The 21435-nt window shown below is 71.3% G+C and carries 21 protein-coding genes and 1 tRNA gene; 13 read left to right on the top strand and 9 right to left on the bottom strand.

Annotation, left to right across the window (positions count from 1 at the left end; translation table 11 throughout):
- Nucleotides 1–37 precede the first annotated feature (37 nt).
- A complete protein-coding gene (locus BFN33_RS19010; RefSeq protein ID WP_069761280.1) occupies nt 38–730 on the bottom strand; it encodes a hypothetical protein in 693 nt (230 codons plus the stop codon).
- A 47-nt stretch (nt 731–777) separates the two neighbouring features.
- On the opposite strand from BFN33_RS19010, the gene BFN33_RS49880 reads away from it, so the two are divergent.
- Nucleotides 778–966, top strand: a complete 189-nt coding sequence (locus BFN33_RS49880; protein ID WP_007380901.1) for a DUF5703 family protein — start codon at nt 778–780, stop codon at nt 964–966.
- A 61-nt stretch (nt 967–1027) separates the two neighbouring features.
- On the opposite strand, the gene BFN33_RS19005 is transcribed toward BFN33_RS49880, so the two are convergent.
- The 3 genes from BFN33_RS19005 to BFN33_RS18995 form a co-directional block, all read right to left on the bottom strand.
- Nucleotides 1028–1867 (bottom strand): chaplin, encoded by an 840-nt coding sequence (locus BFN33_RS19005; RefSeq protein WP_069761279.1) that lies wholly within the window; start codon nt 1865–1867, stop codon nt 1028–1030.
- A 149-nt stretch (nt 1868–2016) separates the two neighbouring features.
- Nucleotides 2017–2250: a chaplin ChpH gene (gene chpH, locus BFN33_RS19000; RefSeq protein ID WP_007380902.1), complete on the bottom strand. Its 234-nt coding sequence runs from the start codon at nt 2248–2250 to the stop codon at nt 2017–2019.
- 136 nt (nt 2251–2386) lie between these two features.
- On the bottom strand, nt 2387–3712 hold the full coding sequence (locus BFN33_RS18995) for a M20/M25/M40 family metallo-hydrolase (RefSeq protein ID WP_069761278.1): 1326 nt from the start codon (nt 3710–3712) through the stop codon (nt 2387–2389).
- Nucleotides 3713–3910: 198 nt separating this feature from the next.
- Here BFN33_RS18995 and BFN33_RS18990 point away from each other — a divergent pair.
- From BFN33_RS18990 to BFN33_RS18975, 4 genes are all read left to right on the top strand, one after another.
- A tRNA-Leu gene (locus BFN33_RS18990) sits at nt 3911–3998 on the top strand.
- 280 nt (nt 3999–4278) lie between these two features.
- Nucleotides 4279–8142 (top strand): Pls/PosA family non-ribosomal peptide synthetase, encoded by a 3864-nt coding sequence (locus BFN33_RS18985; protein WP_069761277.1) that lies wholly within the window; start codon nt 4279–4281, stop codon nt 8140–8142.
- 77 nt (nt 8143–8219) lie between these two features.
- Nucleotides 8220–9596 (top strand): M1 family metallopeptidase, encoded by a 1377-nt coding sequence (locus tag BFN33_RS18980; protein ID WP_069761276.1) that lies wholly within the window; start codon nt 8220–8222, stop codon nt 9594–9596.
- Nucleotides 9593–9985, top strand: coding sequence for a YchJ family protein (locus BFN33_RS18975; RefSeq protein ID WP_069761275.1), 393 nt, complete (start codon nt 9593–9595; stop codon nt 9983–9985). Before BFN33_RS18980 ends, BFN33_RS18975 begins: the two co-directional genes overlap by 4 nt.
- A gap of 1 nt (nt 9986) precedes the next feature.
- Here the strand turns inward: BFN33_RS18975 and BFN33_RS18970 are convergent, their stop codons facing one another.
- Entirely contained in the window at nt 9987–10688 is a 702-nt protein-coding gene (locus tag BFN33_RS18970; RefSeq protein ID WP_069761274.1) for a FadR/GntR family transcriptional regulator, read from the bottom strand.
- A 149-nt stretch (nt 10689–10837) separates the two neighbouring features.
- Between BFN33_RS18970 and BFN33_RS18965 the strand changes: the two genes are divergently transcribed.
- Together BFN33_RS18965 and BFN33_RS18960 are read left to right on the top strand one after the other, a co-directional pair.
- On the top strand, nt 10838–11344 hold the full coding sequence (locus BFN33_RS18965) for a gluconokinase (protein WP_069761273.1): 507 nt from the start codon (nt 10838–10840) through the stop codon (nt 11342–11344).
- 55 nt (nt 11345–11399) lie between these two features.
- A complete protein-coding gene (locus BFN33_RS18960) occupies nt 11400–12797 on the top strand; it encodes a GntP family permease (protein ID WP_069761272.1) in 1398 nt (465 codons plus the stop codon).
- A gap of 336 nt (nt 12798–13133) precedes the next feature.
- On the opposite strand, the gene BFN33_RS18955 is transcribed toward BFN33_RS18960, so the two are convergent.
- The 4 genes from BFN33_RS18955 to BFN33_RS18940 all read right to left on the bottom strand — a co-directional run bounded on the left by BFN33_RS18955 (nt 13134) and on the right by BFN33_RS18940 (nt 17102).
- The gene (locus tag BFN33_RS18955) at nt 13134–13754 is read right to left on the bottom strand and encodes a cytochrome b/b6 domain-containing protein (protein WP_079140888.1); all 621 of its coding nucleotides are present in this window, start codon (nt 13752–13754) and stop codon (nt 13134–13136) included.
- Nucleotides 13738–14466 (bottom strand): molybdopterin-dependent oxidoreductase, encoded by a 729-nt coding sequence (locus tag BFN33_RS18950; protein ID WP_069761270.1) that lies wholly within the window; start codon nt 14464–14466, stop codon nt 13738–13740. The genes BFN33_RS18955 and BFN33_RS18950 overlap by 17 nt, the downstream gene beginning before the upstream one ends.
- 123 nt (nt 14467–14589) lie before the next feature.
- Nucleotides 14590–16122, bottom strand: a complete 1533-nt coding sequence (locus BFN33_RS18945) for an APC family permease (protein WP_069761269.1) — start codon at nt 16120–16122, stop codon at nt 14590–14592.
- 29 nt (nt 16123–16151) lie between these two features.
- Nucleotides 16152–17102, bottom strand: coding sequence for a hypothetical protein (locus tag BFN33_RS18940; protein WP_069761268.1), 951 nt, complete (start codon nt 17100–17102; stop codon nt 16152–16154).
- Between the two features lie 470 nt (nt 17103–17572).
- Here BFN33_RS18940 and BFN33_RS18935 point away from each other — a divergent pair, with 470 nt between their 5' ends.
- From BFN33_RS18935 to BFN33_RS18910, 6 genes are all read left to right on the top strand, one after another.
- Nucleotides 17573–18466, top strand: coding sequence for a DMT family transporter (locus tag BFN33_RS18935; RefSeq protein ID WP_069761267.1), 894 nt, complete (start codon nt 17573–17575; stop codon nt 18464–18466).
- Between the two features lie 50 nt (nt 18467–18516).
- Nucleotides 18517–19032, top strand: coding sequence for an NUDIX hydrolase (locus tag BFN33_RS18930; protein ID WP_069761266.1), 516 nt, complete (start codon nt 18517–18519; stop codon nt 19030–19032).
- 50 nt (nt 19033–19082) lie between these two features.
- Entirely contained in the window at nt 19083–19475 is a 393-nt protein-coding gene (locus BFN33_RS18925; RefSeq protein ID WP_069761864.1) for a YidH family protein, read from the top strand.
- Entirely contained in the window at nt 19472–19807 is a 336-nt protein-coding gene (locus BFN33_RS18920; RefSeq protein WP_069761265.1) for a DUF202 domain-containing protein, read from the top strand. The genes BFN33_RS18925 and BFN33_RS18920 overlap by 4 nt, the downstream gene beginning before the upstream one ends.
- A gap of 139 nt (nt 19808–19946) precedes the next feature.
- A complete protein-coding gene (locus BFN33_RS18915) occupies nt 19947–20243 on the top strand; it encodes a hypothetical protein (protein WP_069761264.1) in 297 nt (98 codons plus the stop codon).
- Nucleotides 20244–20398: 155 nt separating this feature from the next.
- Nucleotides 20399–21433 (top strand): phosphotransferase family protein, encoded by a 1035-nt coding sequence (locus BFN33_RS18910; RefSeq protein ID WP_069761263.1) that lies wholly within the window; start codon nt 20399–20401, stop codon nt 21431–21433.
- Nucleotides 21434–21435: the final 2 nt, after the last annotated feature.

The raw sequence follows: 21435 nt of genomic DNA, 5'->3' as shown, positions 1-21435 counted from the left end.
AATCCTCCGGGGCCGCGCCCCATTCGTCTCATTCGCCTCAGCGACGATCCGCGTCCAGCGGTTCCAGGTCCTCGTCCTCGAGGTCAGCCCCGTCGGCCTCCTCGTCGACGTCGTCGTCAAGGTCGTCGTCGAGGTCGTCGTCGAAGACCGCGCTGACATCGAACCGGCACACCACCCGCTCCACGTCGACCTGCTCGAACGGCGCCTCCAGCCACTCCCCCGGCTCGGCCGGTTCGTCCGCCGCGGTGACCCACAGCGTTGAGTCGCCCTCCTCGAGACCGAACTCCTTGTGCCGGGAGGCGATCTCGTCGGGCTCGAACTCGCCGAACAGCACCCCCAGCGCGCCGTGCACCGTGCCGGAGGACTCCGTGGCCACGGCGTCGTCGGCCGCCTCGACCCGCTGGGCCTGCGCCAGCAGCCGCTGCGGCTCCGCGACGGCGTAGTCACGGCGGATCAGCACGCTCAGCGCGTTCGGCTCCTCCGGGCCCGTGTAGGGCGCGGTGTCCTCCGCGCCGGGGATCTCGAAGGGGGTGACCTCGTCGTAACGGTCGTAGAGCAGCTCGTCGTACACCTCGGCGGCCGCGGCCAGTTCGTTGAAGGCCTCGTAGACGCCGGGGTCGTCCTCCCCCGACCTCCGTTCGACCGCGGCCAGGTGGCGGTCGAGCGCGGTCTTGACCGCCTCGGCGGCGGCACGTACCTCGGCAGCGGTGGGCTGCACAGCATCAGACATAGTGCAGACGCTATCCGTACCGGGCCCCGGCCCGCACAATAGATGCGATGCCGGAATACGAATTTGTCGACGTGTACGTACCGCGGGGGGTCTCCCGCAAGGACGCCACACGTCTACTGACGGACCATGCAGAGTACGGACACTGGGAGTTGGACCGACTGAGCCTGATGCGCGATGGCAGCCGCAGGGTGCGGTTGCGCCGGCGGATCATCCGCCAGGTACGTGCCACGTGGTGAGACAGGCCGAACGGAGCGGGCCCCGCCGCGGCGGGGCCCGCTCCGTTTCACGCGGTGCGCCCTAGGCCGAGGCCCGCGCCCTGCGGTAGAGCACAGTGCCCGCCAGGAGAGCCCCGGCGCCCACCGGGAGGACCAGGCCGATCGGCAGGTCGCTGCCGGTCTGGGCGAGCTGCGCGCTGCCCAGGGGCTGGGTGACCGTCTGGGTACCGGGGTGGTTGTCGCCGGCCGGCGTCTGGTGGCCCGCGCCGGGCGGGGTGACGGGGGAACCGGGGTGGCCGGGCTCCACCGGGTTGCCGGGGTGGCCGGGGTTGCCCGGGCTGCCGGGCTGTTCCGGCGATCCGGGCGGCGTGTGGTGGCCGCCGCCGGGCGGGGTGTGGCGCCCGCCGCCGGAGCCGTGTCCGGAACCGTATCCGGAACCGTTCGCGCAGTCGTTGTCCATGGCGGGGTTGCCGATGCCGATGAGGTCGACGCTGTTTCCGCAGACGTTCACCGGAAGGTCGATCGGCGCCTGCACGTGGTTGCCCGAGCCCACTCCGGGTGAGCCACCGGTGTGTCCGCCGGCGTGCGAACCCCCGGAGCCGCCGGAGCCGGAGCCTGAGCCGCCGTAACCGCCGTGTCCGTGACCCCGGTGACCGCCGCCGTGTGCTCCGGAGCCGCCGCCCTTGTTGCCGCAGCTGTTGCCCATCGCGGGGTTCAGGACCCCGACGACGTCCACGGTGTTGCCGCACGCGTTCACCGGCACGTGCACCGGCACCGACACCGTGTTGCCCGACAGTACGCCGGGAGAGTTCGCGCTTGATCCGCTCGCGCCCGAGTCGGCGTGGGCGGCGCCTCCTGCCGCGGCGATCACGCCGGTCGCGGCCGCCACCGTCATCAGGCCCTTGCGGGTGACTTGTCGCATTTACTGAATCCCTGCTTTCGACCTTGCCTCGAAATACCGCCGCATCGCGGTTCTGTTTCTTTTCGAATAGACCGGTCGGCCCCGGAACGCATGGCGTGCGCTCCGGGGCCGACGGGCTCATCCCTCTTTATTGAGGGCGAGGCACAACGTCACTTGTTGATGCACGTGTTGCCGAAGGCGGGGTTCAGCAGGCCGATCACGGAGACCGTGTTGCCGCAGACGTTCACCGGGACGTGCACGGGAACCTGGACGACGTTGCCGGACAGAACACCCGGGGAGCCCACAGCGGCACCCTGAGCACCCGCATCGGCGACGGCAAGGCCCGCGCCCGCGAGAACCAGGCCACCAGTGGCAGCCGCAGCGGCGACGACCTTCTTGATCATTATTCCTCCTTGTTGGCAAAGCGACCCCAAGCAGCGGATCGCATCACCTGTAACGAGGAGGGAGTAATGGGGATACGAGCTTATGAGCACATTCACTCTTCCCGACCGATGTCGCACGAGCGGCCGAATTGCCGCGTCAACTCGCGTCGATGAAACGGTCGAGCACCCGCACACCGAACTTCAGCCCGTCCACGGGCACCCGCTCGTCGACACCGTGGAACATCCCGGCGAAGTCCAGCTCCGGGGGCAGCTTCAGCGGCGCGAAGCCGAAGCCTCGGATGCCGAGCTCGTCGAAGGACTTGGCGTCGGTGCCGCCGGAGAGCATGTAGGGGATCGCCTTGGCGGCCGGGTCCTCGGCGACCAGCGCGGACTGCATGGCGTCCACCAGCGCGCCGTCGAAGGTGGTCTCGACGGCCTTGTCGGAGTGCACGTCCTCCCGCTTGACCTTGGGTCCGAGGATCTTGTCGAGGTCGGTGAGGAACTCCTCCTCGAAACCGGGCAGGAAGCGCCCGTCGACGTGTGCGGTCGCCTCGCCCGGGATGACGTTGACCTTGTAGCCGGCGCCGAGCTGGGTGGGATTGGCGGTGTTGCTGAGGGTCGCGCCGATGAGCTTGGCGATGCCCCCGAGCCTGGCGAGCGTGCCCTCCATGTCCTCGGGGTCCAGCTCGGTGCCGAGCGCGTCGCCGAGCTCGTCGAGGAAGGCGCGGGTGGTCTTGGTCACCCGGACCGGGAACTGGTGCCGTCCGAGGCGCGCGACCGCCTCCGACAGTTCGGTGATGGCGTTGTCCCGGTGGATCATCGAGCCGTGCCCGGCGGTGCCGGCCACCGTCAGCTTCATCCAGTGCATGCCCTTCTCGGCTGTCTGGATCAGGTAGAGCCGCCGCTGCTCGCTCACCGTGAAGGAGAAGCCGCCGACCTCACTGATCGCCTCGGTCACGCCCTCGAAGAGCTCCGGGTGGTGGTCGACGAGGTACCGGGCGCCGAACTTGCCGCCCGCCTCCTCGTCGGCGAGGAACGCGAGGACGATGTCCCGGGGCGGCCTGCGCCCGCTGCGCAGCCGGTCACGGACGACCGCCAGGGTCATCGCGTCCATGTCCTTCATGTCGACGGCGCCCCGCCCCCACACGCACCCGTCGGCGACCTCGCCGGAGAAGGGGTGGTGGGTCCAGTCCTGCGCGTTGGCCGGTACCACGTCGGTGTGTCCGTGGATCAGCAGCGCGGGCCTGGACGGGTCCTCGCCGGCGATCCTGGCGACCGTGGAGGCGCGGCCGGGGTGCGACTCGAAGATCTGCGGTTCGAGGCCCACCTCGGCGAGCTTCTCCGCGACGTACTCGGCCGCCTTGCGCTCACCCGGGCCCGAGTGGTCGCCGTAGTTGCTGGTGTCGATCCGGATCAGCTCGCGGCAGAGGTCCACGACCTCGTCCTCGCCGGTGACGCCCCTGGCCGTGTCCGTGTCGCTCACGCTGTTCCTCCCGCTGTCACTGCTGGTGGTTCCCCTCATCCTCCCCCCACGGCCCGGTCCTCCCCAAGACCGGGCCCGGCCCGTCACACGCCGTTCACGCGCGGCCCGGGACGGGGACAGGGGGTGATCGGGGGCTCTCGAAAGCCTGGTAATGTTTCCTTCGTCGCCGCGAGGGGAACCCCGCGCGACAGACACCTTGTCCGGGTGGCGGAATGGCAGACGCGCTAGCTTGAGGTGCTAGTGCCCTTTATCGGGCGTGGGGGTTCAAGTCCCCCCTCGGACACCAGCCGAATCCTCCGGCCGCTCAGCGGTCGGGGGATTCGTCGTATACGGCCTGTTCGCTGTATGTGGGGCATCTCTCGCTCGGCGTGAAGATCACCAGGTCACAGGCGCGCGGCAGAGCTGCCGCAACCCCCGAACAGACTTCCCCAGTGGCCGTTTCGGGGGTTCGAACCTAGCGTCGTACTAAAATTTCCGGCTTGTTACGAGCTGGTGCCGGACAACCCCAGGCAGACCTGCGGCCCGCCAGCGCCCCGGAGGGCTCCGGGATCGAGACGCGAGGACCGATGGCAGCGATACACGAGAGCAGCGCTCTCGGCCTGCTCAACGAAGAGCTCAGCGCAGAGATCCGCGAACAGTTCGGCGACACCGCCCGTTTTTCCGGGGGGCCGGCCGCCTCCCCGCGCACGCTCGTCGACGTCTTCGACGCGTCCGTACGGTCCTGCCCCGACGAGCTCGCCCTGGACGACGGGACCACCCGGCTCACCTACCGTGCGCTGGCCGTCGAGGTGGAGCGGCTGCGGCTGCGGCTCGCCGAGGCCGGGGTCGGGCTCGGCGACCGGGTCGGCATCCGGGTCCCGTCGGGCACCAATGACCTGTACGTCGCGATCCTCGCCGTGCTGGCGGCGGGCGCCGCGTACGTCCCCGTCGACGCCGAGGACCCCGACGAGCGGGCCGAGCTGGTGTTCGGGGAGGCGGAGGTCCGGGCCGTGGTCGGCGCCGGGCACGAGCTGACCGTCAACGGGCGCTGCGACTCCCCCGCCGCCCGGCCCGGCATCGAGCACGACGCGTGGATCATCTTCACCTCCGGCTCCACCGGCAAGCCCAAGGGTGTCGCCGTCTCGCACCGCAGCGCGGCCGCCTTCGTCGACGCCGAGGCCGGCTTGTTCCTCACCGACGACCCCATCGGTCCCGGTGACAGGGTCATGGCGGGGCTGTCGGTCGCCTTCGACGCGTCCTGCGAGGAGATGTGGCTGGCCTGGCGGTACGGAGCCTGTCTGGTGCCGGTGCCGCGTTCACAGGTCAGGAGCGGGGCCGATCTCGGGCCCTGGCTGGTCGAGCAGGAGATCACCGTCGTCTCCACGGTGCCGACGCTCGCCGCGCTGTGGGAGCTCGAGGCCCTGGGCGACGTACGGCTGCTGATCTTCGGCGGTGAGGCCTGCCCGCCCGAGCTGGCGCAGCGGCTGGTGACGGAGGGGCGCGAGGTGTGGAACACCTACGGGCCCACCGAGGCGACCGTGGTGGCCTGTGCCTCGCTGATGAGCGGCGAGGAGCCGATCCGGATCGGGCTGCCGCTGGACGGCTGGGAGCTGGCCGTCGTCGACGAGGCCGGGGAACCCGTGCCGATGGGCGCGAGCGGGCAGCTGGTGATCGGCGGGGTCGGGCTGGCCCGGTACCTGGACGCCGACAAGGACGCGGAGAAGTACGCGCCGCTGAAGTCACTGGGCTGGGAACGGGCGTACCGCAGCGGTGACCTCGTGAAGGCGGAGCCCGAGGGGCTCGTCTTCCTCGGCCGGGCCGACGAGCAGATCAAGCTCGGGGGCCGCCGGATCGAGCTGGGTGAGGTCGACGCGGCTCTGCAGGCGCTGCCGGGGGTCGCGGGGGCGGCCGCCGCGGTCCGTACCGCCCGCAGCGGCAACCAGCTTCTCGTCGGGTACGTCGTCACGCAGGACGGCTGGGACCACGCCGCGGCCGTGGCGAAGCTGCGGGCCGAACTGCCCGCCGCGCTCGTGCCGTTGATCGCTCCCGTCGACGACCTGCCGACGCGGACCTCCGGCAAGGTGGACCGCAACGCGCTGCCCTGGCCGCTCGAGGGGCTCGAAACCGGCGGTCCCGCGGAGGAGTTGTACGGCACCGAGGCGTGGCTCGCCGAGCAGTGGGCGGAAGTCCTCGGCATCCCGGTCTCCAGTGCCCGCGACGACTTCTTCGCGATCGGTGGCAGCAGCCTGGCCGCCGCCCAGTTGACCACCCGGCTGCGCACCCGCTACCCGAGTGCGGCCGTCCTCGACATCTACCAGCAGCCCACGCTGCGGAAGCTGGCCCGCCACCTCGAGAAGTCCGCGCAGGACGACGGGGCGGCGCGGGTGATCGCGCCGGTGCCGTTCAAGGCCCAGGTGATCCAGCTCCTCGTGCTGCTCCCCCTGTTCACGCTGCTCGGGCTGCGCTGGCTGGTGCCGCTGGCCGCGCTCGGGAACGTGCTGCCGTACTCCTGGCTGCCGAGCACCTCGTGGTGGCTGGTCGGCGCCGGTGCCCTGCTGCTGTTCAGCCCGCCCGGACGGCTGGCGATCGCGGCGGGCGGGGCGCGCGTGCTGCTGCGCAAGGTGCAGCCCGGCCGCTACCCGCGCGGTGGCGGCGTCCACCTGCGGCTGTGGACGGCCGAGCGACTCGCCGAGTTCACCGGGGCGACCTCGCTGACCGGCTCCTGGCTGGAGCGGTACGCGCGGGCGCTGGGCGCCAGGGTCGGCCCGGACGTGGATCTGCACTCGCTGCCGCCGGTCACCGGCATGCTCAAGCTGGGCCGGGGCGCCGCCGTCGAGTCCGAGGTGGACCTGTCCGGCTGGTGGCTGGACGGCGACCGGCTGGAGATCGGCCAGGTCAAGGTGGGTGCGCACGCCGTCGTCGGCACGCGCAGCATCCTCTTCCCCGGCGCCCGGGTCGGCAAGCGGGCCGAGGTGGCGCCGGGTTCGGCGGTCACCGGGCAGATCCCGACCGGTCAGCGCTGGGCGGGCGCGCCCGCGGTCAAGCTGGGCAAGGCCAAGCGCAACTGGCCGAAGGAGCGGCCGGCGCGGGGGACGTACTGGCGGGTGATGTACGGCCTGGCCGGCTTCTCCATGAGCCTTCTCCCGGTACTGGCGGGTGGCGCGGCCTTCCTGGTCGCCCGTCCGTTCCTCGCCGCCTACGCGCCGCTGAAGGGCGCCGCCCTGGCGCTCGTGCCGGCCACGCTCGCCTTCGGGCTGGCGTACGCGCTGCTGATTCTCGTCGCCGTACGGCTGCTGAGCCTGGGGCTGCGCGAGGGGACGTATCCGACGCACAGCCGGGTCGGGTGGCAGGCGTGGACGGTCACGCAGCTGATGGACCGCTCGCGCGAGACGCTGTTCCCGCTGTACGCCGGGCTGATCACGCCGGTGTGGCTGCGACTGCTCGGGATGCGGATCGGGCGCGGTGCGGAGGTGTCGACGGTGCTCGCGCTGCCGAGCCTGACGACGGTCGGCGAGGGCGCGTTCCTGGCCGACGACACACTGACCGCGCCGTACGAGCTGGGTGGCGGCTGGGTCAGGGTCGGACGCGCGGAGATCGGCCGGCGGGCGTTCCTCGGGAACTCCGGGATGACGGCGCCGGGGCGGAGCGTGCCGGACGGCGGGCTGGTGGGCGTGCTGTCGGCCACGCCGAAGAAGGCGAAGAAGGACACGTCGTATCTGGGCCTGCCGCCGGTGAAGCTGCCGCGCAGCGCGGCCGACAGCGACCAGAGCCGGACGTACGAGCCCTCGGCGGGGCTGCTGTGGGCGCGTGGCCTGGTGGAGCTGTGCCGGATCGTGCCCGTGTTCTGCTCGGCCTGGCTGGCCGTGCTGACGGTGGCTGCGCTGTGTGTGCTGGGACCGTGGGCCTGGCTGCTGGCCGGAGTGGTGCTGCTCGTGGCCGGTGCGGCGGCGGGGCTGGTGTCGATCGTGGCGAAGTGGCTGCTCGTGGGGCGGCACCGCAGTGGGGAGCACCCGCTGTGGAGCGGCTTCGTGTGGCGCAACGAGCTCGCGGACACCTTCGTCGAGGTGCTCGCGGTGCCGTGGCTTGCGGGTTCCGTGCCCGGTACGCCGGTGCTGACGGCGTGGCTCAGGGGGCTCGGCGCGCGGATCGGCAAGGGCGTGTGGGTGGAGAGCTACTGGCTGCCGGAGACCGATCTGGTGACCCTGGGGGACGCGGCGACCGTGAACCGCGGCTGTGTCCTGCAGACCCACCTCTTCCACGACCGGATCTTGCGGACGGATACTGTGGTGCTCCGTGAGGGTGCCACGCTGGGCCCTGGCGGGATCGTGCTGCCCGGCAGCACGATCGGGGCCCGCACCACGCTGGGCCCCGCGTCGCTCGTCATGGCAGCGGAGTCCGTCCCGGACGACACCCGCTGGCTCGGCAACCCGATCGAGGCATGGCGGCCCTGAAAGCGGGCCACTCGGAGTCGGTGGGCGGTGTACCGGTGGATCCGAGTGGCAACGCAGCGCAGGGAGCAGAAGCGGCAGTGGCAGTTCAGCAGGCTGCGGGTTCGGACCCGTACTTCCCGGACCACGGTGACTCCCGGTACCGGGTGCACCGCTACGAGCTCGCGCTGGACTACCGCCCGGGCCCCAACCGCCTGGCCGGGAGCGCCCGGATCAACGCCATAGCGGGGCGCTCGCCGCTCGCCGAGTTCATGCTCAACCTGTCCGACTTCAAGATCGGCCGGGTGCGGGTGGACGGCCGGCAGGCGCACTACACGCACCGGGGCGGGAAGCTGCGGGTCCGGCCGGCCAAGCCGGTGCGGCCCGGGGCCGCGTTCACGGTGGAGGTGCACTGGTCGGGCAATCCCAAGCCGGTGAGCAGCCCCTGGGGCGGGCTCGGCTGGGAGGAGCTGGAGGACGGGGCGCTGGTGGCGAGCCAGCCGATCGGGGCGCCGTCTTGGTACCCGTGCAACGACCGGCCCGCGGACAAGGCGTCGTACCAGATCTCGATCACCACGCCGTCCGCGTACGCGGTGGTGGCGGGCGGTCGGCTGCTGACCCGTACGACCAAGGCGTCCACGACGACCTGGGTGTACGAGCAGGCGGCGCCCACGTCCAGCTATCTCGTCGGGCTGTCGATCGGCAAGTACCAGACGGTGCTGCTCGGTGACCCGGGTCCTGGCGGGGTGCCGCAGCACGGGCACATCCCGGCGCATCTGCTGCCGGAGTTCTCCCGGGACTTCGCGCGGCAGCCGCAGATGATGGAGCTGTTCCAGGAGCTGTTCGGGCCGTATCCGTTCGACGAGTACGCGGTCGTCGTCACGGAGGAGGAGCTCGATGTGCCCGTGGAGGCCCAGGGGTTGTCGCTGTTCGGCGCCAACCACGTGGACGGCGCCCGGGGTTGGGAGCGGCTGGTCGCGCACGAGCTGGCGCACCAGTGGTTCGGCAACAGCGTGTCCATCGCGGACTGGCGGCACATCTGGCTGAACGAGGGGTTCGCCAAGTACGCCGAGTGGCTGTGGTCGGAGCGCTCGGGGGGCCGCACGGCCCAGCAACTGGCCACCGCGGCACACCGGTTGCTGACCTCGCTCCCCCAGGACCTGCGGCTGGCCGACCCGGGCCGCAAGTCGATGTTCGACGACCGGCTCTACGAACGCGGCGGGCTCACCGTGCACGCGGTGCGCTGCGCGATGGGTGACGAGGCGTTCTTCCGGATGCTGCGCGGCTGGGCCGGGCTGCACCGGGGCGGGGCCGTGACCACGACGACGTTCACGGCCCACGTCAACCGGTTCGCGGACGAGCCGCTGAACGGGCTGTTCGACGCGTGGGTGTACGGAGCGGAGCTGCCGTCGTTGCCCACGGTGATTCCGGCGCGCCCGGCGCATCCGCCGACCAACACCGGCACGGTGCAGCCGTGACCCGGCGGGTGTCCCGGCAACGGCCTCACTGTCCTTGCGGCCTGGAGGAGACGTACGAGAACTGCTGCGGCCGCTTCCACCGGGGTGAGTCGGCGGCGCCGACCGCCGAAGCGCTGATGCGTTCGCGTTACAGCGCCTTCGTGAAGCTCAATGAGGCGTATCTGCTGCGCACCTGGCACCCGCGGACCCGGCCGCCGGGCGTCGATCTCGACCCCGGCATGCGCTGGACCGGTCTGGAGATCCTCGGCACGAGCGACGGCTCGGCGTTCCACGGCACGGGCACGGTGACGTTCCGCGCCTCGTTCAAGGGCGGCTCCCTGCACGAGCGGAGCCGTTTCGAGCGCGTCGACGGGGCCTGGGCGTACGTCGACGGGGAGTTCTTCGACTGACCTACGGCGCGAGTATGTCCAGCTCCTGGAGGGCGCCCTCGGCGATCTCGCGGGTCAGTTCCTCCGCGTGCCCCGCGTCGCCCTCGCGGATCGCCTCGGCGAGCCGGACATGGAGGGTGACGGCGGCCGGGGCGGGATCCTCGAACATGACCTCATGGCGGGTGCGGCCGGTGAGGACCCCGGCGACCACGTCCCCGAGGCGGGCGAACATCTCGTTGCCGGAGGCGTTGAGGATCACGCGGTGGAAAGCGATGTCGTGGAAGAGGTAGCCCTCGAGGCGGTGGCCCTTGGAGTTGGCGACCATGCCGAGGGCGCACTCGGTGAGTTCGGCGCACTGCTCGGCGGTCGCGTGCTTCGCGGCCAGGCCCGCCGCCACCGGCTCGATCGCCGAGCGCAGCACGGTCAGTGAGCGCAGCTGGTGCGGCCGGTCGGCGCCGGCCAGCCGCCAGCGGATGACCTGCGGGTCGTAGACGTTCCACTCGGCCTTGGGCAGGACCGTCACGCCCACGCGACGGCGGGACTCGACCAGGTGCATCGACTCCAGGACGCGGACCGCCTCGCGCATCACCGAGCGTGAGACGTCGAAACGCTGAGCCAGTTCGTCCGTGCGCAGAACGCTGCCCGGCGGGTACTCACCCGCGGTGATGGCGGGGCCGAGGGATTCCAGTACGCGACCGTGCAGCCCCCGGCCCGATGTGCTCATGCACTCAGAGTACGGGGCATGTCACACCCAGAAAAAGTCAGACTTATTCATCACAGACTCTTGATTCGTCGTACCTAATCGGTTTCAGTTGCGTCGGCATCAAGTCGGCAGCGGATGTCGAAAGACGACACGTAGACAGTGAGGCAGCGATGAGTACCCCGAAGGTCGTCGTGGTCATGGGCGTCGCGGGCACCGGGAAGACCACCGTCGGTCCCCTGCTCGCAGCCAGGCTCGGCGTTCCGTACGCCGAGGGTGACGACTTCCACCCGCCGGCCAACATCGCCAAGATGTCGGCCGGCACCCCGCTCACCGACGAGGACCGGTGGCCGTGGCTGGACGCCATCGGCTCCTGGGCGCACGGCCGGGCGGCGCTCGGCGGGGTGGTCAGCTGCTCGGCGCTGAAGCGGTCGTACCGTGACCGGCTGCGGGCCGAGGCGCCCGGGGTCGTCTTCGTGCACCTGGCGGGCGACCGCTCCCTCATCGAGGACCGGATGTCGCACCGGCAGGGCCACTTCATGCCCACCGCGCTGCTGGACTCGCAGTTCGCCACGCTCCAGCCCCTCCAGGAGGACGAGGCCGGGGTCGTGGTGGACGTGTCCGGCAGCCCGGAGGAGATCACCGGGCGGGCCGCGAAGGCGCTCGCCGAACTCCCGTAACACCCCTTTCAACACCCCTTTCCGAAGAACATCCCCGTACTCGCAAGGAACCCCCGTGACCAGACTCAGCGTCGAGATGCTGGCAGCGGACGCACCGGAGCCGATCACCTCGGCCGGTCACGCTCAGCTGGGCATCGCCGTACTGGCAGGCATCGCCGTCATCGTTCTGCTCATCACCAAGTTCAGGCTCCACGCCTTCCTGGCGCTGACCCTGGGCACGCTCGTACTCGGCGCGGTCGCCGGAGCGCCGCTCGACAAGGCCATCACCAGCTTCACCACCGGCCTCGGCACCACGGTCGCCGGCGTCGGCGTACTGATCGCCCTCGGGGCGATCCTCGGCAAGATGCTCGCCGACTCGGGCGGGGCCGACCAGATCGTCGACACGATCCTCGCGAAGGCGGGCGGCCGTTCGATGCCGTGGGCGATGGTTCTGATCGCCTCCGTCATCGGTCTGCCGCTGTTCTTCGAGGTCGGCGTCGTGCTGCTGATCCCGGTCGTGCTGATGGTCGCCAAGCGCGGCAACTACTCGCTGATGCGGATCGGCATCCCGGCCCTCGCGGGGCTGTCCGTGATGCACGGTCTGGTCCCGCCGCACCCCGGCCCCCTGGTCGCGATCGACGCGGTGCATGCCAACCTCGGTGTGACGCTCGCGCTCGGCGTGCTGGTGGCCATACCGACGGTGATCGTCGCAGGACCGCTGTTCTCGAAGGTCGCGGCCCGCTGGGTGGACGTCCCCGCGCCCGACCGGATGGTCCCGCCGCGCGCATCGGAGGAGTTGGAGACGCGCCCGGGCTTCGGTGCCACCCTCGCCACGATCCTTCTCCCGGTCGTCCTGATGCTCTCCAAGGCGCTGGTCGACATCGTGATCGACGACCCCGACAACGCCGGGCAGCGCGTCTTCGACGTCGTCGGCTCCCCGCTGATCGCCCTGCTGGCCTCGGTGCTCGTGGGCATCTTCACGCTGCTTCGCCCCGCCGGCTTCGGCAAGGAGCGCCTCACCCCGCTCGTCGAGAAGGGCCTCGCGCCCATCGCCGGCATCCTGCTGATCGTCGGCGCCGGCGGCGGCTTCAAGCAGACCCTGATCGACTCCGGTGTGGGTCGGATGATCCTGGAGATATCCGAGGACTGGTCCATCCCGGCCCTGCTCCTCGCCTGGCTGATCGCGGTCGCGATCCGCCTCGCGACCGGGTCCGCGACGGTGGCCACGGTCTCCGCGGCCGGCCTGGTCGCCCCGCTGGCCGAGAACATGTCGACGACCCACACGGCCCTGCTGGTCCTCGCCATCGGCGCCGGCTCCCTCTTCTTCAGCCATGTCAACGACGCCGGGTTCTGGCTGGTCAAGGAGTACTTCGGCCTGACCGTCGGCCAGACCGTCAAGACCTGGTCGATCATGGAGACGATCATCTCGGTGTTCGCGGGCGGTCTGGTCCTGCTGCTCTCGCTGGTCATCTAGGCGTACGGCGGCCGCGGCGCCCCCTGCCGGCCCAGGGCCTGTCCGGCGGATCAGGCCGACTTCAAGCAAGGGTGCCTGATCAGTGCAGGTGGGCGGGGTCATGCACGCTCCCCCGCTCGAGCGAAGCCGAGCGGGGGGAGCGTGCAACTGCAAGGCGGAGGAGGCTGTGACATCAGCCGCTCCGCGGCGGGCGACGCGGAGCGATGGGGGCCCCTCCCGCTCGAGCGAAGTCGAGAGTGGGGGGCGGGTGACGACAACGCCGCTGGGGGTCCCCCCTCTGGGGGAGCGCGTGCCAGACCCCCGCGACGTCGGCATGATCCGTCCGCCGGACAGGCCCTAAGGCCGCCACAGGGGGTGTTCGCGTTCCGCCCACTCGCGGCTCACGTCCCCGGTCCTGAGTCCCCTCCTCGCCTCCGGATCGCCCAGTGCCATGCCGATGTGGCCCGCGAGGACGATGCCGATCGACAGGGCCAGCCAGTCGTGGACGAAGGTCGCGCTGGTGCGCCACTGGATCGGGGTGAGGTGGGTGAACCACATCAGCAGTCCCGTGCCGAGCATGACCAGGCTCGCGCCCGCGATCCAGGCGGCGTAGACCTTCTGCCCCGCGTTGAACTTGCCCGCGGGACGGGACGCCCGGCGCTTGTCGCGGTGCATCGCGGCACGCAGCCAGACCCGGTCGTGCGGGCCGAAGCGGTTCAGGAAGCCCAGGTCGGCGCGGAAGGCGCGGGAGACCAGGCCCACCAGGGCCGGTACCGGCAGGGCCAGGCCGGCCCACTCGTGGACGCGGACCACCAGTTCACGCCGGCCGACGAGTTCGGCGAGCTGGGGGAGGTAGAGACAGGCCGCCGTGACCACGCAGACGCACATCAGGGCTGCGGTCACGCGGTGGACCCACTTCTGGCTGCGGCCGAAACGCCGGACACGTGCCTGCGGTCGGGCGTCAACTCGTAGGATCATCGTCCCGCCCGTTCGATCGGCCCACCCAGGCGTCCACGTCGTAGCCCCGGTCCTCCCAGTAACCCGGCTCCACGTCCTCGGTGACGGTGATGCCGGACAGCCACTTGGCCGACTTGTAGAAGTACATCGGGGCCACGTAGAGGCGGACCGGACCGCCGTGGGAGTGGCCGATGTCCTTGTCCTGCATGCGCAGGGCCACCAGGACGTCCGAGCGGCGGGCCTGGTCGAGGGTGAGGCTCTCGGTGTACGCCCCGTCGAAGCAGCTGAAGCGGACGGCGCCCGCCTTGGCCGTCACTCCGGCGGCGTCCAGCAGCGCGGACAGCCGTACGCCTTCGAACGGCGTGTCCGGGACCCGCCAGCCCGTCACGCACTGCACGTCCTTGACCATCCGGGTCTGGGGCATCGCCCGCAGGTCGGCCAGGGTGTACGTCCGCGGCCGCGAGACCAGTCCGTCGATCTTGAGCTGGTAGTTCTCGGCGTTCTTGTGCGGCACGGACGAGGTCACCGAGTAGTAGCGGAAGCCGCCGCCGTTGGGGAGCAGACCGGTCAGCCCGGTGGGGTCCTTGTCGGCGGCGCTGCCGAGGAAGGCCTCCAGGCCGCGTTGCAGGGTGGGCGCGGCGAACACGCCGAGCGCGCCCAGGCCGAGGGTGCCGAGGAGGACACGGCGGCCGATCGGCTTGCCGCGCTGCTCCTCGGGCTGTTCGGAGTTCACGTACTCATTCGAACACCCGCGAGGCCTGCGGGACCAGGAATCGCGGGTGCTCGTCAGACTTCCGTAACCACTTCTCACCCGGATCTCAGCGAGCACCGGGTTCACGGAGGGTGGTGCGGAGGGTTACGACGCCTCCTCCGCGGCCTTCTCCAGCTGGAACGCCTCGTTTCCGAGCCCGATCCGCGCGTGCGCCTCGGGCCTGCGGGCCTTCATGAGCAGTCCCTGTCCCAGGCCCACCACCACCGCGAGCCCGATGATGCCGGGCAGCACCCAGCTCAGCGAGGAACCCGGGCCCGCGCCGACCAGGACGTCGAAGTCCTTCACCGTGTAGACGGCGATCACCAGCAGGGCGATCCCCGCGAGAGCCGAGGTGACCAGCCGCCAGGCCTGGGCGCCCGCCGCGCCGCGCCGCACGAAGAAGGCGATCACAGAGGCGGAAGCGGCCGCCATCAGCAGGATCACGCCGAGGGAGCCGATGTTGCCGAACCAGGTGAACAGGTGCAGAACCGGCACGGTCGGGTCGCCGGTGGGCTTGTCGTCGGCGACCGCGAAGACGACCACGACCACCACGGACACGGCGGTCTGCAGCAGCGAGCCGGTGCCGGGCGCGCCGCTCGCGCTGTTCGTGCGGCCGAAGGCGGCGGGCAGCAGGCCCTCGCGGCCCATCGCGAAGGCATAGCGGGCGACCACGTTGTGGAAGCTGAGCATGGCCGCGAACATGCCGGTCACGAACAGCACGTGCAGGACGTCGGTGAACGTGCCGCCGAGGCGGGACTCGGTGAGCCCGAAGAGCAGTCCGGCGCTCTGCTTCTGCGACTCGGCGACGACCGCGGAGGGCCCGGTGGCGACGGTGAGCGCCCAGCTGCTGAGCGCGAAGAAGACGGCGACGCCGCCGACGGCCAGGAACATCACGCGCGGCACCAGGATGTGCGGGCGGCTGGTCTCCTCGGCGTACACGGGCGCCTGCTCGAAGCCGAGGAAGGCGGCGATGCAGAAGCACAGGGCGGTGCCGACGCCGGCGCCGCTGAGGGTGTCCGGGTTGAAGGCGTGCAGGGACAGGCCCTGGGCCGCGGGGTCGGCGACGGCGGCGATGTCGAAGATGACGACCAGGGCGACCTCGACGATCAGCAGGACGCCGAGCACGCGCGCGTTGACGTCGATCTTCAGCCAGCCCAGTGCGCCGACGACCAGGGCGGCCACCAGCGCCGGTATCCACCAGGCCACCGACAGGTCGGCGTAGGTGGCGAACAGCCCGGAGACCTCGAAGCCGAAGATGCCGTAGATGCCGACCTGGAGGGCGTTGTAGGCGACCAGGGCGACGAGGGCCGCGCTCGCCCCGGCGGTGCCGCCGAGGCCGCGGGAAATGTAGGCGTAGAAGGCGCCCGCGTTGTGGACGTGCCGGCTCATCTCGGCGTAGCCGACGCTGAACAGGACGAGGACCACGCCGAGGAGGACGAAGAGGAGGGGCTGGCCGACGATCCCCATCACCGCGAATGTAGTGGGCATGACACCCGCTACCACCATGAGGGGCGCGGTCGCGGCGAGAACGGAGAGCAGCAGGCCTCCGGTGCCGAGGCGGCCGGCGCGCAGCGCGCGGTCCTGCCCCTTGAACGTACTGATGTCCGGTCTGCTCTTGCTGGAACTCTCGGTGGCCATGGGGACCGTCCTTCTGGGGTTCGGGGGTGCTACACCGTGCCGAGCGCGCTGTCGCGGGCGGCAAGGAAGGCGGAGTACGGCTCGTGGTCCGGATAGGACCAGGGGGCCGGGGTGGGGCGTTCGCCGATGCGGTGGAAGAGGGCGGCGGCCTCGGCGCCGCGTCCCTCGCAGACCTTCGCGTGGGCGAGGAAATTGAGGTCGACCAGGCGCCGGGGGTGGCCCTCGTGCTCCCATTCCAGCCACCAGTCGAAGGCCGACTTCATCACCTGCCGGGCCCGGCGTCCGGTCCAGTGACCCGAGGCGGCCGGGTCGCGCGGCTCGTGCCCGGCGGCGGCCAGGGCCCGGTAGCGCTCGGCGTGCGCGATGACCGGCAGGATCGCGAGCGGTGAGTCGGCGGGAGCCTGCTCGGCGGCCCAGTTCGCGAAGTCGTAGACCTCGTGCAACGGGTCGGGGCCCGTCTCGGCCCGGCGCTCGGCGAGCCGGGCGACCATCAGATGGTGGGCGTGGTGGTGGTCGGCGTGCCGCTGCCGGATCTCGCCGAAGACGTCGGCCACCTCGTCCGCCGCCCCGAGGTCGCGCTCCAGCAGGAGCAGGCCGAGCCACGGCGTGGGATCGGCGGGCAGGCGGCGGGCCGCGGTCCGGCAGGCCTCGCGGGCGGCGGCGGGCTTTCCCTTGCCCCGCAGTACCCGCTGGACCAGGGAGAGGGCGAGCAGTACGGCGGCGTCGCCGGAGTCCGGCTCGGCCACCAGCCAGTCCCTGGCCCAGGCGTCGCTGTACGGCTCGGCCGCGAGCACCGTGATCCGGTGGCCCCGCCGGTCCCACTCGTCACCCGTCCGGGCGAGCAGCGCGCGGGCCGCCTGCCATCTGCCCTGTGCCAACGCGGCACGCACGTCGACGAGTTCGGCGTCGTCGAGGGCCGCGTCGAAGGCCTGGGCGGCGCGTTTTCGACTGCGACCGAAGGGCGGCGGGGGCGGGGACACCGTGGGCTTTCCTCACGGAACATGGCGCGTGACGGGTGGGGCGGAGGGGCGGGGCGGGAGAGGTGGGGCGGAAGGGGTGCCTGGGCGGACGCGGGCAGGCCGACCGTCGATGTGGGCAGGTCGGCGGGCCGATTCGCACCGCCATCGACTGATCACGGACAGCCAACCGCCCGCCAATGGTTTGCGTCAAGAGCCGAAAGCGCGTTACACGCGTCAACTCTCCATACCTGAGAGGAAGTTGTGGCGAGGCGGTGCTGGTGGGACCGGGTCAAGGGCCCGCCTCTGTGGCGTACGCCATGGCGCCGCGCCTCATCGCACCGCACCATGACGGGAACCCCCGCAGCCGAGAACGGCGCGGCGGTCGAGTCGACAACCCGAATACGGGTACTCCCAGGGGCAAGCCGGACGCTGGGACGCTACAGTCGGCGACAACCACCCCGCCGCCCGGCCGGACGATCGAGGTACGAAGCGTGTCGGTTCTGGTCCTGATTCTCGCCGTGAGTGCTGCCTGTTGCCTGGGCTTCGGCTTCGTGCTCCAGCAGAACGCGGCCCGTCAGGCCCCACTGAGCGACTTCCTCTCGCCCCGGCTGCTCCTCGACCTGGTGAAGGTGCCGCGCTGGCTCGGCGGCATCGGCCTGATGGTGGCCGGCATGGTCCTCGGCGCGATCGCACTGGGCCAGGGCGAGGTCTCCCTGGTCGAACCCCTGCTCGCCACGAACCTCCTCTTCGCCCTGGCCCTCTCCCGCAAGCAGACCAAGCAGCCGCTGGGCCGCCAGGGCTGGGCGGGGCTCGCGCTGCTCGCGGGCGGGGTGACCGCGTTCATCGTGGCGGGTGAGCCACGCGGCGGCACGGCGGTCACCGACCCCTTCCGGCACTGGCTGATCATCGGCGTCATGGTCGGCCTCGCCCTACTGCTCACGACCTACGCCAAACGCTCCCGCCTCAGCTCGGGCCCGGTCCTGCTGGCCCTGGCCGCCGGTCTGCTGTACGGCGTCCAGGACGCCCTCACCCGGGTCAGCGGCCAGCACTTCTCCGAGGGCGGCCTCGCCGACCTGCTGACCGGCTGGCAGCCGTACGCCGTGCTGGCCCTCGGGATCACCGGGCTGGTCCTGGTGCAGAGCGCGTTCGAGACCGCGCCCCTGCGGATGTCCCTGCCCGCGCTGACCGCGGCCCAGCCGCTCGCGGGGATCGTGTGCGGCGTGGGCTTCCTGGGCGACCGGCTGCGCACCGACACGGCCGCGCTGACCTGGGAGGCGCTGGGGCTCGCGGCCGTCGTCGCGGGCATCGTGCTGCTGGGGATGCACCCCGCGATGCCGAGCGGGGCCGACAGGTCGGAACCTGCGCGCGACCTCCAGCCGAGCTGACGCGCGCCCGCCCGGACGGACGGCACGAGCGCTGCTGCTTGGATGGGGACATGAGCGCTGCTGACGAAATCCTCGACATCGTCGACGAGAACGACAACGTCATCACCCAGTCCCCCCGCGGCGAGGCCTACGCCGAGGGGCTGCGCCACCGCTGCGTCTTCGTCCGGGCCACGGACGCCGAGGGCCGCCTCTTCGTCCACCGCCGCACCCCGACCAAGCTGGTCTTCCCGTCGCTCCACGACATGTTCGTCGGCGGAGTGGTCGGCGCGGGCGAGTCCTACGACGACGCGGCCCTGCGCGAGGCCGAGGAGGAACTCGGCGTGAGCGGGCTGCCCCGCCCGGAGTTCCTCTTCAAGTTCCTGTACGACGACGGGGCCGGCCGGACCTGGTGGTCCGCGGTCTACGAGGTCCGCTGCGAGCTCCCGGTCAGCCCCCAGGTCGAGGAAGTCGCCTGGCACGACTTCCTGCCGGAGGACGAGGTGGAGCTGCGCCTGCGGGACTGGGAGTGGGTGCCGGACGGGCTGGCCGCCTACGAGCGGCTCAAGGCGTACCGGTCGATGGGCTGAGCGGGGCCCGGACCACGGCGTTAGGGAACCCGGCCGATAGGCTCGTGCGCGTGATCGATTTCGCACGGAACGTCCGCGTCTGGTTCGCCCCCGAGGAGGTCCGGCACGAGGGCAGCACCCCCGACTACCGGTTCTCGCTGGCCAATGAACGCACCTTCCTGGCCTGGCTGCGCACCGCGCTCGCACTGATCGGCGGCGGCTTCGCCGTGGACCAGTTCCTGCCGGATCTGCGCTGGGGCTGGCGGGTGGGCCTGGCACTCGCACTGCTCGCGGCGGGCGTGCTGTGCTCGTTGCGGGCGGTCAACCACTGGGTGCGGTGCGAGCGGGCGATGCGGCGGGGCGAGGATCTGCCGGTGTCCCGGTTCCCGGCGCTGCTGAGCCTGGTGGTCGCGGTGGTGGCCGTGGCCATGGTCGTCGTGGTGCTCGCCGGGTGGGAGGGATGAGCGAGGCCGCCGCCGGGGGCGCCGCCGCGGAGCGGGACCCGGGGCTCCAGCCCGAACGCACCCGGCTCGCCTGGCGCCGTACGACCCTCTCGGGCACCGTCTCCGCGGTACTCGCCGTGAAGACGGCCCTGCACGGCGGTCCGACCCCCCTCACACTCGTCGCCTGCGCCCTGTGCTGCGCCCTGTGGCTGGGTTTCCTCTCCCTCGCCCATCACCGCATTCGCACCCTGACCTCGTCGGACACACCGAGGGCCCTCACCCAGGGACACGCCACGACGGCGGTCCTGTGCACGGTGGCGCTGGCGGTGTGCGGGGCGGCGCTGGTGTTCTGAGCGGCTCGGCGCCCCCACCCGAGCCCCGGCCTCGCCCTGCGGGGTACGCGTACGCCACGCAGGACCGAATGTCCGCATAAGCGCCTTTCGCGTGGCAGCCTGTCCGACGTCATCGCCCGTCGCTTCGAAGGTGAGCACCATGACCACCCTCCACCACGAACACGCCTCGCACGCGCACACCCACGGCCCGGACTGCGGACACACCGAGGTGCCGCACGAGGACCACGTCGACTACGCGCACGACGGGCATCTGCACCGCGAGCACGAGGGCCACTGGGACGAGTGCGAACCCGGCGGACATGTCTCGCACGACGGTCACGAGCACCGGCACGGCCAGGACTGCGGACACGAGAGCGTCCTGCACGGCGACCACGTCGACTACGTCCACGACGGCCACCGGCACGCCGCCCACGATGGCCACTGGGACGACCACTGACCCGGCCGACGAGCACCGCCGACAGCTCCCCGACGCACCGCGCGGGGAGCTGTCGGCCTATCGTGGTCCGGATCACGTTCCCCTCCCCCTCTGGACGACATACCGACCAGTCGGCATGATGGTCGGGACCGTTCACGCGCGCGTAAGGAGCACAGATGAGCCCCGACCATCCACCAGGACTCGATCTCGACCGGCTGCGCGGCCTGCTCGACCGCGAGCGGCCCGGCCTGGTGCACGGCCCCCTGACCGGCCGGCTGATCGAGGGCGGACGGTCGAATCTCACCTACGCGGTGTCGGACGGCACGTCGAAGTGGGTCGTACGACGGCCCCCGCTGGGCCATGTCCTGGCCACCGCGCACGACATGAAGCGCGAACACCGGGTCATCAGCGCCCTGCACCCCACGGACGTGCCGGTGCCGAATCCGGTCCTCCTGTGCGAGGACGAGGAGGTGCTCGGCTCGCCCTTCTACGTCATGGAGTTCGTCGAGGGCACCCCGTACCGCACCGCCGACCAGCTCGCCCCCCTCGGGCCCGAGCGCACCCGCGCCGCCGTGCTGTCCCTCGTCGACACCCTGGTCGAGTTGCACGCGGTGGATCCGGCGGAGGTCGGCCTCGCGGACTTCGGCCGCCCGGAGGGCTTCCTGGACCGCCAGCTGCGCCGCTGGGGCAAGCAGCTGGACGCGTCCCGCAACCGCGACCTCGCCGGCATCGACGAGCTGCACGCGACCCTCGGCCGCCGTCTCCCGCAGTCCCCCGCGGCCACGGTCGTCCACGGCGACTACCGCCTCGACAACGTCCTGATGGGCGACGACGGCGAGATCAAGGCGATCCTCGACTGGGAGATGTCGACCCTCGGCGACCCGCTCACCGACCTCGGCCTGCTGGTCATGTACAGCATGCCGCTGGGCACGCCCGACTCCCCCGTCGCCACGACCGCCGAGGCCCCTGGCCATCCGGATCCGGCCGAACTAGTCGCGCGGTACGCCGAGCGCTCCGGGCGGGACGTCTCCGCGGTGTCCTGGTACACGGCGTTCGCCTGGTTCAAGCTCGCCGTGATCCTGGAGGGTATCCACTACCGCTACACCCTGGGCCAGACGGTCGGCCGCGGTTTCGACCGCATCGGCGAGCTCGTCCCGGTCTTCATCCAGCACGGTCTGACCACTCTTCAAGACGGCATCCAGGAAGGCTGATC

Source organism: Streptomyces sp. LUP47B, from assembly GCF_001746295.1.
In the GTDB taxonomy this organism is placed as follows: Bacteria; Actinomycetota; Actinomycetes; order Streptomycetales; family Streptomycetaceae; genus Streptomyces.
This window is presented reverse-complemented; position numbering and strand designations above follow the sequence as displayed.

What these genes read in the sequence shown, in the direction of transcription:
- BFN33_RS18985 (WP_069761277.1), top strand. Translation starts at nt 4,279, where the DNA reads ATGGCAGCGATACACGAGAGCAGCGCTCTCGGCCTGCTCAACGAAGAG.
- BFN33_RS19005 (WP_069761279.1), bottom strand. Translation starts at nt 1,867, where the DNA reads ATGCGACAAGTCACCCGCAAGGGCCTGATGACGGTGGCGGCCGCGACC.
- BFN33_RS18955 (WP_079140888.1), bottom strand. Translation starts at nt 13,754, where the DNA reads ATGATCCTACGAGTTGACGCCCGACCGCAGGCACGTGTCCGGCGTTTC.
- BFN33_RS19010 (WP_069761280.1), bottom strand. Translation starts at nt 730, where the DNA reads ATGTCTGATGCTGTGCAGCCCACCGCTGCCGAGGTACGTGCCGCCGCC.
- BFN33_RS18970 (WP_069761274.1), bottom strand. Translation starts at nt 10,688, where the DNA reads ATGAGCACATCGGGCCGGGGGCTGCACGGTCGCGTACTGGAATCCCTC.
- BFN33_RS18920 (WP_069761265.1), top strand. Translation starts at nt 19,472, where the DNA reads ATGAGCGAGGCCGCCGCCGGGGGCGCCGCCGCGGAGCGGGACCCGGGG.
- BFN33_RS18915 (WP_069761264.1), top strand. Translation starts at nt 19,947, where the DNA reads ATGACCACCCTCCACCACGAACACGCCTCGCACGCGCACACCCACGGC.
- chpH (WP_007380902.1), bottom strand. Translation starts at nt 2,250, where the DNA reads ATGATCAAGAAGGTCGTCGCCGCTGCGGCTGCCACTGGTGGCCTGGTT.
- BFN33_RS18930 (WP_069761266.1), top strand. Translation starts at nt 18,517, where the DNA reads ATGAGCGCTGCTGACGAAATCCTCGACATCGTCGACGAGAACGACAAC.
- BFN33_RS18910 (WP_069761263.1), top strand. Translation starts at nt 20,399, where the DNA reads ATGAGCCCCGACCATCCACCAGGACTCGATCTCGACCGGCTGCGCGGC.
- BFN33_RS18945 (WP_069761269.1), bottom strand. Translation starts at nt 16,122, where the DNA reads ATGGCCACCGAGAGTTCCAGCAAGAGCAGACCGGACATCAGTACGTTC.
- BFN33_RS18965 (WP_069761273.1), top strand. Translation starts at nt 10,838, where the DNA reads ATGAGTACCCCGAAGGTCGTCGTGGTCATGGGCGTCGCGGGCACCGGG.
- BFN33_RS49880 (WP_007380901.1), top strand. Translation starts at nt 778, where the DNA reads ATGCCGGAATACGAATTTGTCGACGTGTACGTACCGCGGGGGGTCTCC.